The following is an 11,741-nucleotide window of genomic DNA, read 5'->3' as shown; positions in this document are numbered from 1 at the left end:
GCCGCCGGGCAGGAACTCGGTCAGGTTGAGGGCCATGTGCGGGTAGGCGCCCTGGTTCGCCGGCTCCTCCTGGAGCCAGACGATGTCCGTCACGTTCGGGTAACGCTCCAGGACCTGCGCGAGCTCCGGCCCGGGGGTCGGGTAGAGCTGTTCGACGCGCAACAGGGCGAATCGCTCGGCGTCGTCCTGCTTCCCCCGGGCGGCTGCGAGATCGTAGTAGACCTTGCCCGCCGTGAGCAGTATCCGGCGCACGGCCGACGGGTCCGTGACGGACCCATCGTCGATCACCGGCTGCCAGCCGCCGCCGGTCAGCTCGGCCACGGTGGACGTTGCGGCCTTCAGCCGCAGCATCGACTTGGGGGTGAAGACCACCAGCGGACGCCGGACCGGCGAGAGGGCCTGCCGGCGCAGCAGGTGGAAGTAGCTGGCGGGGGACGAGGGTGCGGAGACCGTCATGTTGTTGTCCGCGCACAGCGACAAGAAGCGCTCGATGCGGGCGGAGGAGTGGTCGGGACCCTGACCCTCGTAGCCGTGCGGCAGCAGCAGGGTGACCGCCGACCGCTGGCCCCACTTGGCCTCACCGGCGGTGATGAACTCGTCAATGATCGACTGGGCGCCGTTGGCGAAGTCGCCGAACTGCGCCTCCCAGAGCACCAGCATGTCCGGCCGGGCGACCGCGTAGCCGTACTCGAAGCCCATCGCAGCGAACTCACTCAACAGCGAGTCGTAGACGTAGAAGGTGCCGACACCGTCGTTCACGATGGTGCCGTCGAGGCCGTGGCGCAGGGTCCGCAGCGGGGTGTGGTCCGCGGCGCTGTGCCGGTCGACCAGCACGGCGTGCCGCTGGCCGAAGGTGCCCCGCCGGCTGTCCTGACCGGTCAGCCGCACCGAGCGGCCGTCGAGCAGGAGCGTTCCGAAGGCCAGGGTCTCCGCCAGCGCCCAGTCGATCAAGCCGGTCTCCACCATCTGGGCCCGCCGCTCGACCTGGGGACGCAGCCGTGGATGGACGGTGAAGCCCTCCGGCAGGTTGACCTGGGTCTCGATGACCTTCTTCACGGCCTCGTCGGACACGGCGGTGCTGACCGCGGCCGCCGCGGCGGCCTCCTCCGGGGTGGTGATGATGCGTGGCTGCGGCGACGAGCTCGCCGGGGTGGTGTCCCGGGTCTGCGCGAAGGCCTTCTCGAGCTCCGCGCGGTAGCTCTTCATCGCTTGCTCGGCCTCCTCGCGGGTGATGTCCCCGCGGCCGATCAGCGCCTCGGTGTAGAGCTTGCGCACCGAACGCTTGCTGGCGATGGTGTCGTACATCAACGGCTGGGTGAACGAGGGCTCGTCCATCTCATTGTGCCCGCGCCGCCGGTAGCAGACCAGATCGATGACGACGTCCTTGTGGAACGCCTGGCGGTACTCGAACGCCAGCGCCGCAACCCGGACACACGCCTCCGGGTCGTCCCCGTTCACGTGGAAGATCGGTGCCTGGACCATCCGGGCGACGTCGGTGGCGTACACCGACGACCGGCCGGAGTCCGGCGAGGTGGTGAATCCGACCTGGTTGTTGATGACCAGGTGTACGGTGCCACCGGTGCGGTATCCGCGCAGCTGGGACAGGTTGAGGGTCTCGGCGACGACCCCCTGCCCGGCGAACGCGGCATCGCCGTGGACGAGTACCGGCAGAACGGTGAAACCCGCCGAGCCCTTGTCCAGAATGTCCTGCTTGGCGCGGACGACGCCCTCGGTGACCGGGTCGACCGCCTCGAGGTGCGACGGGTTCGCGACCACCGAAACCGGTACCGTGCGGCCGTCCTGGCCGGTGTAGACGCCCTCGGCGCCGAGGTGGTACTTGACGTCGCCGGAGCCGTGCGCCGTCTGCGGGTCGAGGTAGCCCTCGAACTCGGCGAAGATCTGCCGGTAGGACTTGCCGACGATGTTGGCGAGCACGTTCAGCCGGCCGCGATGGGCCATGCCGATGACGACCTCGTCCATCCCCGCGCCGGCGGCGCGCGAGAGAACCTCGTCGAGGGCGGGGATCGTCGACTCGGCGCCCTCGAGGGAGAACCGGCGCTGGCCGACGTACTTGGTCTGCAGGAACGATTCGAACGCCTCCGCGGCCCCGAGCCGCTCCAGCACGTGCAGCTGCTCGGCCGGGTCCGGCCGCTCCGCGGCCCGCTCGACCCGGGCCTGGATCCAGGCACGCTCATCCGGTTCCTGGATGTGCATGTACTCGATGCCGACCCGACGGCAGTACGAGTCGCGCAGGACCCCCAGGACGTCGCGCAGGGACATCGTCCGGTGCCCGGCGAAGCCGCCGACGGCGAACTCGCGGTCGAGGTCCCACAGGGTCAGCCCGTGGCTGATGATGTCGAGGTCGGGATGGCTGCGGATGGCGAACTCGAGCGGGTTCGTGTCCGCCATGAGGTGGCCGCGTACCCGGTAGGCGTGGATCAGTTCCAGCACCCGGGCGTTGTGGTCGAGGTCGCCCTCGTGTACGACCGGCATGTCGGCGACCCAGCGCACGGGCTCGTAGGGCACCCGCAGCGACTGGAAGATCTCGTCGTAGAAGCCGTCCTCGCCGAGGAGTAGCTGATGCATCCGGCGCAGGTACTCACCCGACTGGGCGCCCTGGATGATGCGGTGGTCGTAGGTGCTGGTCAGCGTGATGATCTTGGAGATCGCGAGCTTCGCCAGGGTGTTCGCCGACGCGCCGGAGAACTCGGCCGGGTACTCCATCGCCCCGACGCCGATGATCGTGCCCTGGCCCTCCATCAGGCGGGGCACCGAGTGCACGGTGCCGATGCCGCCGGGGTTGGTCAGGCTGATGGTGACGCCGGTGAAGTCGTCGGCGGTCAGCTTGTTCGTCCGGGCCCGGCGCACGAGGTCCTCGTAGGCCTGCCAGAACTGGGTGAAGTCCAGCGTCTCGGCCTTCTTGACGGCGGCGACGACGAGCTGGCGGCCCTTCGGGGTCACCAGGTCGATGGCGAGGCCCAGGTTGATGTGCTCCGGCCGGACGACGGCCGGCTTGCCGCCCACCTCCGTGTAGGAGGCGTTCATGACGGGATGCGCGGCCAGCGCCTTGACCATCGCGTAGCCGATGATGTGCGTGAAGGACACCTTGCCGCCGCTGGAGCGGGCCAGGTGCCGGTTGATCACGATGCGGTTGTCCGCGAGCAGCTTGGCCGGCACCGCCCGCACCGAGGTCGCCGTCGGGATGTGCAGCGAGGTCTCCATGTTGCTGACCACGCGGGCGGCGGCGCCGCGCAGCGGCGTGGCCGCCTCCGGAGCCTGCCTGTCGGCGGGTGCCGCCTGCTTCGGGGGCCCGGCGGGCTGTGCCGACGCCGGGACCGGCGCGGCCGGAGTGGACGGCGCGGCCGGAGTAGATGGTGCGGCCGGAGTGGACGGTGCGGCCGCGCTCGGCTTCACCGGAACAGGCGTAGTGTGGAAGACCTCACCATCCGGCGAAACCTCCCCGTTAGGTGCCGCCGTGGCGGCCTGCCCGGCGCCGCCCGCAGCGGCGGGCGGCGCGCCGGGGTGGTAATCGGAGAGGAACTCGCGCCACTCCGGTGACACGCTCTGCGGATCTTCGAGAAACTGTTGGTAGATCTCGAAGACCAGCCATTCATTGGGTCCGAAGTCAGGTCCTGACGCAGGTACCGTCGGTGCTGTCACGGGGCCATTCGCCTCTATCCACGGTCTCGCTTCTCGGCCTCCGATAAGGCCCTTCCGCCACCGTCTGCCTATCCTACCCGCTCTGGGCATCCCGGCCTGGCCTGTCCATGATCGGTTACGAGTAGATTGCTCGGCGTGTTCTCCGGGATGGGCGGACCGGCGCCGGGAACGTCCGGTAGCTACAGCCAATCAGGGCGAGAGCGAGATCGTTCCATCGTTCATCGCGCGGTGGGGATACTCCCGGGCGGGCCGTCGGTTATGCTTCGGTGACGCCGGCCCGCATCATGGCCCCCGGACCCAATAAATGTCGCTTCGAGCGACCTACGCCCGTGAGGCGACCTGGCGGGCCGGCGTCTGCCTCCCGATGTTTCTGCTCCTCGGTGTCTTTCTCCCTTGGTATCGGTGTCCCTCTTGGTGTCGTTGTCCCTTGGTGTGTCCGGGGTCAGGATGCGTCCGTCGCGGACTGCCCGTAGTGATCCCACCCATCGCTGCCTACGGGGCGTTCCCCGTCCACTGTCACCCCCGCGCCGGCCGATCCCGCGCCGCTCAGGACCGAACCGATCACCATGCACCCGGCCGGCGGGGTCACTCCTGGGGGAAGGCAGGCGACCAGCGGGTGATCCTCGCCGCCGCCGAGTACCCAGCGCAACGGGTCCACATCAAGGGCAGCCCCGGCCGACCGCATCGCCTCGTCGATCAGGAAGGCTTCCGACGCGAGATCGATGGACACCCCCGAGGCCACGGCGATGTGACCGAGATCCGCCACGAGACCGTCCGAGACGTCGCACATGGCGTGCGCGCCCGCGGCGGCGAGCACCGGCCCGAGCGCGTAGGGCGGCCGGGGCCGGCGGTGCGCCGCGATCAGCTCCTCCCATCGCGGGTCGTCGACCCATCGGGAGTCGCCGGCTGCCGAACCCGCCGTGAGTAGGGCCAGCCCCGCCTGGGCCCACCCGAGACGACCAGCGAGCACCACGGCATCGCCGGGCCGGGCGCCCGAGCGCAGGACCGGCGGCCGGCCCTGCAGGTCACCGAGCGCGGTCACCCCGAGCATGATCAAATCCGCGGAGCTGACGTCCCCGCCGGACACGGAGGCACCGGCCTGCGCGCATTCCTCGGCCATTCCGTCGGCCATCGCCAGGGCCCAGTCGACCGCGAGGTCGCCGGGTGCGGCGAAGCCGAGGAACAGGCCGGTGGGCCTCGCCCCCATCGACGCCACGTCGGCGAGGTTCTGCGCGGCGGCCTTGTGCCCGACATCCACCGCGGACGACCAGTCCCGGCGGAAGTGGCGTCCTTCGAGCAGCAGGTCGGTGGTGACGACCACCCGACCGTCCGGGGCGGCCAGCACCGCCGCGTCGTCCCCGGGGCCGACCAGCACGTCCCGTCCATGGGAGAAACGCGCCGTCACGGCCTCGATCAAGCCGAACTCGCCCAGATCGCGCAGCGTCGCCCCCGCCGGGGGTTTCCCGTGACTTCCCATTCGCCATATCCTCCAATATCTAGATGATCTAGATATTCCATCCTCGGGCGGAGTTTCCCGCCGCCCGCCGGACCGACCGGACCGACCGGCCGACCGGTCCTGGGGCTTCCGGCCGGAGGCGGCACCGACGGGTGGATGGTGGCGTGCCGGGGCGTGCCGGATGCGGCCCTGGCCGCACCGCCTACCCGGAGACAGCGGAATGACCGTGATCGCAACGTCTGCGTCACCTTCCCGACATATGCTGCTGGAAATCTGACGCGCGTGCGAAGCCAGACCTGTCCGCGTGTATGTTGTCCGCGGCCTGCCGTGATCCGTGGGGTCGGTCAGCCGCGCGCCCAGGCGATTCGGCCCAGCGGGGGTCCGCTGACCAGGCATCGGTCCAGGTAGGGTCGGGTGGCGCTGCAGCCTGGCCGAGGAAGGATCGAGGGAAGGCACTACCTGCCCTCCACCCCCGAGACCATCAGATGGGGTGAGCTGCCGAACGCCCTGACCAGGCCGGTTCTCAGTATCGACTCCGGCGCCACGGTCACCTTCGACACGGTCAGCCAAGAGGGGATCCTCTGCGACCAGGGGCGCGATCCCGACGCCTTCTTCGCCGGTTTCGGGGTCGCGCCGTCGGAGGTGCTGGCCGACGCCCGGGCGATCGCAGCTTCGGGTATCCCGCACCGGTTCGGGGTGGACGGTCCCCACATCGTCACCGGACCGGTGTTCATCCGGGGCGCGGAACCGGGGGACGTGCTGCGGGTTGAGGTGGTCTCGCTGCATCCCCGCGCACGGTATGGGATCGTCTCGACCCGCCATGGCGCGGGCCTGCTCGCCGGGGAGTTCCCCGAGGGGGGGCCGCCGGACGCGGACGCCGACGCCCGCCATTGGCGACGCTTCCGCACCGTTACCACCTTCTGTGCGGTGGAGCGCCGGCGGGGCCGCCTGTTCGGCGCCCTGACCAGCGTGAACGGCAGCAGGACCCGGTTTCCGTTGGCGCCGTTCCTGGGCATCATGGCGGTCGGCGTGGACACTACCACCAAGATCGTCCCCTCCACCTCGATCGGTCTGCACGGCGGCGCCCTGGACTGCCGGGAACTCGGCGCGGGCGCGCGGCTGTTCCTGCCGGTCCAGGTGAGCGGCGCGTTGTTCGCCGTCGGCGATCCGCATTACGCCCTCGGGGACGGGAAGATCGGTGCCACCGCCCTGGATGGCCCGCTACGGGCGACGCTGCGGCTGACCGTGCTGCGTGACACGGCGGCCCGGTCGGTTCTCGGCGCGCTGCGGGAACCGTTCATCGAGACCGACACGGCCTGGGTCACCCTGGGGCTCGACGTTGACCTCGCCGAGTCCGTCCGCCGCGCGGCGCGGTCGGCGGTGGTCTTCCTGCAGAGCCGGGTCGGGCTCGACCGGACCGAGGCGCTCGCCTACCTGTCCGCCGCGGCCGACTTCGGGGCCTGCCAGCTCGGCACCGGCACCCAGAGCGCGTTCTGCCGCATCCGCCGGGCGGACTTCACCGAACTGCCGATCGCGAAGCCACGACTGCCGCGATCCGGACTCGTGCGGATCGTCGGCGTGGGCGACTCGGAGACCGAGGACCCGACGGATCCGGAACACGCCACGGAGAAGACGCCGGATCGGGCCGACGAGAAGATCGGTCGCGCGGTGCGGATTCACTGGGCCGAGCCGGCCGGTGCCTCACCCCCGATCGACGCGGAAGCCGGCGGCCCGGACACCCCGTGACCGGCCGGGCGCCGGAGCAGGTGCCGAGGCATCCCCACGACGATCACGATCCCGACGTCCTGCCGGCGCCGTTCGAACCGGACGGGGTGACCGGGCCGCCGGCCTGACCGACCCGTTCGGCCCGCGGGGAGCGGTCGCCCCCACCGGCGCCCGGGGCCGCGCCCGTGCCTCGCCGGAGGACCGGGATCGAATCACGGGCCGAACCGCGCGGATCGGCGTCCGGCGGTGCGTCGTCGAGGCCCTCCAGATCGGACAGGGCGATGGGCCGCCACCGGTGCAGCGCCTCGTCGGCGCTCGCCCGGACGGTGGAATGTTCGACACGGGGGAGGCCGGTGGCGGCCTCGTCCCGCAGTCCTCGCGCCCCGGTGTTCACGGGCGCGATGCCGGCTCTCGCCAGCCGCGGCCACAACGAGGCCAACGCGGCGTCGGCGTCGAGTTCGAACTCGGACTGGCGGACCCGCCAGAACCGCCAGCCAGCCCGGCGCAGCTCGCGCTCCCGGGCGAACTCGTGCGCGATCTCGTCCGGACCGGAGCCGACGTCCCCGTCGCACTCGACGGCGAGCCGGGCCCGACCGCCCGAGACGACCAGGTCGACCCGCCGACCGTTGATCTCCACCTGCGGGGTGACCAGGTAGCCGCGGCCGGCGATCTCCCGGAAGACCCGCTGTTCGAACAGGGATCCGAAGGCCGGATGCGGACGGTTGGTCGGCACTTCGGCGAGTGCCGGGGGCTCCTCGCCGCGGCCGGCGGCCGCCGGGTGCGTCGTGGACAGCACGTAGCTCAGATAGTTGTGCCGCAGATCGCGAGGGTCAAGATCGGTGACCGGTACGGAGTGGAACAGCCAGACCTGGTCGCGGGCCCGGGAGGCCGCGACGTTGAACCGCCGCTGGTACTCCAGCCGGGTCAGCGGGGTGATGCGCGAGTCGGGCGCCACCACCAGGGACAGGAAGACGACGTCGCGCTCGTCACCCTGGAAGTCGGCGGGGACGCCCACCCGCAGCCGTCGACGCTGGTGCTCGGCGGCGGACATCCGGTCGGCCAGCTGGTCGCGGATCAGCGCGGCCTGTGCGGTGCCCTGTGGGACGACGACGCCGAAGGAGAGCCGGGCGTACCGGGGATCCTCGGCGCAGGAGAGCACCTGTGCGACCAGGGCATCGGCCTCGGCCGGATTGCGTGGACCGAGGCCCGCGTCCGTGGTGAAACCGTGGGGAACGAACCGGGCGACCAGCGGCGGCAGCCGGTCGGCACCAAACTGGCGCAGGGGAAGCAGCGGCGCGTCCCGGTAGAACATGGCCGACGACCACTCGATGATCTCCGGCATGCACCGGAAGTGCTCCCGCAGCCGGATCACCTCGCCGAAGCGGGTTCGCAACAGCGTGAACAGGCTCGACCGGGGGGTGAACCCGACGCGTAGCCATGCCGGCACCTCCGGCAGCAGAGCCTCCAGCCGGTCGAAGACCCGGTCGAGCTCGTCCGTGACCTCCACCGGCGGCGTGCACTGCCGGTCGTCGCCCACGACGATCACCCGTGGGGCGAGCCAGAGCAGGAACAGGCTGTCGAGCCCGGCCTGACTGCCTTCGTCGACGATCACGACGTCGAAGCTGTCGCGCACCGCCGGGATCGTCGACAGCACCTCCCGGATCGGCATGACCCAGGCCGGCACCGCCGTCTGGGCGATCTCCATCGCCTCCCGGGCGGCCTGGCGGAAACGCTCGGCGTGGCGGCCGCCGAAGGTGCCGCTGGCCGCCACCGCGTCGGCATAGGCGCGCAGCGCGGCCGACTGCTCGGCGCCCATCCGTTCGAGGCAGTGTTTCCACGCGCGGGCGCCGGCCAGCTCCGCGGTGGCCGCGGCGACCATGTCCTCCGCCGCGTCCAGCTCGGCGTCCAGATCGACGGGTGGTCCAGCCGGGCCGCCGGGGGCCGTGGCGGCGCCGGGGGCCGTGGCGGTCAGCCAGCTCGCGGCCACCGCCCAGGACCAGGCGGTCGTGAACGCCGCGAGCCTGGCCGGCCAGATCTCCGCTCCATTGGGCCGGGTCGCGCCGGCCGTCGAGACGAGGAGATCGGCGAGGTCGGGATGCGCCGCGCGCAGCCGGCCGAGCAGCTCGTCCCGGCGCAGCGCCACCTCCCGGGCAGCCATGGTGGTGGCGAGCGCGGCCCGGGTCCGCGTGTACGCGGCCACATTGCGGGCCGCTACCGCGCCGGCCAGCTCGGCGACCTCGGACGGCGTGCCCGCCGCGGTGGCAAGCCCGGCGTAGCCCTCCCGCAGTTCCCCCAGCGCCCGCTCGGCGTCGGTGGCGGCTGCCATCGGGCGCAGCGCGGCCATGACGGCCGCGAGATCCCGGACGCGCTCGGCGGAGTCCATCGCCGGTGCCCGGCCGGGCACGATGTCCTCCAGGATTGCCACGACCCGGTTCCGCGCCGCCACGATCGCCTGGATCTCCGTGACGGCCTCCTGCGCCTCAACCAGCCGGGACAGGCGTACCTCGAAGGGATCGGTGGGCCGCGGCGCGATCCCGACCAGGACCCATCCGCGGGTCGCGGCCTCGACCGCGACCTCCGCCCGGAGCCGGACGAGCACGAGATCGAGCAGCTCCGGGGTGGTCGGCGCGACGCCGTCCACCAGCGTCCGGGTCAGCAGCGTGTCCGCCTCCTTCTGGACCTTCGGCCGGAACCTGCGCCGCAGCTCGCCCCCGGCGTCGAGGTACTCGCGCAGCGCCTCCCCCCGGGCGAGCAGGGCGGCGGGGTCGAAGCCCGGATCCGCCGGGGAGCCGGCGTCGGCTGCCGAGGCGGAGCCGTCCGGGGAGGCGGAGGTCGGAAGGGCGACCGCGTGCAGACCGAGCTCGGTCACGTGCCGCGTCGCCTCGGCGATCATCGGCGTGGCCGCGGCCACCTTCGCCCAGAGGACCCGGTCCCGGCCGGCGAGGGCGTCGTCGAGGGCCGCCGGAACCCAGTGCCGTCTGTTCGACCGCTGCCCGCGCCCGTCGAGCTCCTCGAGTGCGCGGGAGAGGCCGGCGACCGCCTGCTGTAGCGGATCGAGGGAGACCACCGCGGGATCGACCGCGGCGAGCGTGTCGAGGAGACCTCGGGTCGCGGGACGGACGGCCGCGCGGGCAAGGCGGACCGCCTCGTCGGCCGCGCGGGCGGTGGCCACCAGGTCCGCGAACCGTTCGGCGGGTAGGAATCGGCTCATCTCGACCACCGGGCCGGCGGACCGGTCCGTGCCGACGTCCTGACCGGATCGCACCTGACCGGATCGCAGCAGGGTGTGGAGCTCCAGTGCCTCGGCGTCGGTCAACGGTGGGGGAACCGGGGCAGGGCTGACAGACCCGGACCCCGTCGCCGTGGTGGCGGTGGCGGCACTCCGGGGCACGGGCCGCGGCAGCCACCGCGACGCGTCGGCCTCGGCCCGGACCCGCGCCGCGATGCTCGCCCGCGTCCCGCCCCAGCCTGCGGCCACCTCGCTGTCCGGATGCACCGTGTGCTCGGCCAACCGCAGGGCGCGGGCCCGGTCCGCCAGGACATCGCGGGCGCGGATCGCCTCCTGCCGGCGCGTGGCGGCCCGCGCGATCCGCCGGTCGAGCGCCTCGGGGTGATAGGTGGCCTTCTCCGCAGCCAGGGCGCTCACGCTCGCGGCGAGCTCGGGGGAACCCACGCCGATGCCGCCAAGCTCGTCCGCTTCGTCTTCGGCCCCGGCCGGGGCGGGGTCGAAGACTGCGTCGGGCCGGCCGTCCAGGTCCGCCCCCGCGTTCCCGGCCTGGTCGACCGGTGCGTCGCGCGCCTCCTCGGTATCGGTCAACGACACGCACAGCCGCTGCAGGTCCGGGGGCAGTTTCTCCCGCAGGACCCGCAGGGCTTGCGACTTCTGGCTGGTGACCAGAACCCGTTGCCCCTCCGCCAGCAAGGCGCAGACCAGGTTGGCGATCGTGTGCGTCTTGCCGGTGCCGGGCGGGCCCTCGACGACGACGCCGTTGTCGTGGCGAAGCCGCTCCAGCACCCGGGCCTGCTCGGGACTGGCCGGGAGCGGGAGCAGCGGGTCCGCACCGAGTTCGGCGCCGCTCGTCGCTCCCTCTGCCTCGAGCCAGGCCAACCGGTCGGCGGCGTCGAGGGTCTCCACCAGCTGGACGAGGCCGAGCGGCGGAGGTCCGTCACCCCGCAGGACGTCGAGCATCCGCTCGTAGTAGGTCAGCAGGGCGGCCTGGTCACGGGTGCGCAGGACGAAGGCCGGGGCGAAGGTCACCCGCGGGCGTGACGCGCTGTCGGGCGCGGGCGGCGCGAGGTCGGGTTCGAAGCCGTCCGTCGGCACGTCGAGCGCCAGCGCCAGCCAGTCCCGCAGCAGCCGGATGTCGTCCGGACCCAGTGGCGCCGACGGTCGTCCCCGCAGGCGCTCGTGCAGCGCGTTCGTCCGTTCCCGGCGGAAGCCGCCGATGCCGTCGAGTAGCGGGCCGTCGGCGAGGCGTGTCGTGGCCCCCGCCGGGACCCGCACCCTGATATCGGAGGTGACCGGGTCGATGTCGCAGGTCAGCCGGGTGGTCAGCAGGTGCTCGCGGACGGTGGGGCCGCCCGGTGGCTGCCAGGTCAGCAGGCCGGTTGCCAGCACGAGTTCCAGCGCGTCACCCTCCTGGGCCACCCGGGCCGCGACCGCGTGCAGCGTGTTGTGCAGATTGCGTCGCTCCGCGTCAACGCGCGCGCGTGTCGCCCAGAGCTGCCATCGCGGCAACCAGGCCTGGTAGGCCGCCGCGGCGGCGGTCTGCTCGGCGGCGGCGCCGTTCCACACCGGCGGCTGGTCGGGATCGGCGCCGGCCGCGTCGGGCAGCACGATCTGGCCGGCGAGGATCGCGGGCGGTGGCGGCGGTGGGGGCAGGACGGTGGCGGCGGGGGC

4 protein-coding genes are annotated in these 11,741 nt (G+C 72.4%); 1 reads left to right on the top strand and 3 read right to left on the bottom strand.

All coding sequences use genetic code 11. The features are described from left to right. On the bottom strand, positions 1-3,660 hold a 3,660-nt coding region (locus tag AC08OO_RS12215; RefSeq protein ID WP_476618521.1), incomplete at its 3' end, for a multifunctional oxoglutarate decarboxylase/oxoglutarate dehydrogenase thiamine pyrophosphate-binding subunit/dihydrolipoyllysine-residue succinyltransferase subunit. Positions 3,661-4,102: 442 nt separating this feature from the next. Beyond that, positions 4,103-5,137, bottom strand: a complete 1,035-nt coding sequence (locus tag AC08OO_RS12210; RefSeq protein WP_476610541.1) for a thiamine-phosphate kinase — start codon at positions 5,135-5,137, stop codon at positions 4,103-4,105. 393 nt (positions 5,138-5,530) lie between these two features. On the opposite strand from AC08OO_RS12210, the gene AC08OO_RS12205 reads away from it, so the two are divergent. Further along, on the top strand, positions 5,531-6,862 hold the full coding sequence (locus tag AC08OO_RS12205) for an acetamidase/formamidase family protein (protein WP_476610542.1): 1,332 nt from the start codon (positions 5,531-5,533) through the stop codon (positions 6,860-6,862). Between the two features lie 43 nt (positions 6,863-6,905). Here the strand turns inward: AC08OO_RS12205 and AC08OO_RS12200 are convergent. After that, positions 6,906-11,741, bottom strand: a 4,836-nt coding sequence (locus AC08OO_RS12200) for an AAA domain-containing protein (RefSeq protein WP_476618520.1), incomplete at its 5' end; no start/stop codon positions are given.

It is taken from the genome of Frankia sp. CeCAU1 (assembly GCF_977971845.1).
This window is presented reverse-complemented; position numbering and strand designations above follow the sequence as displayed.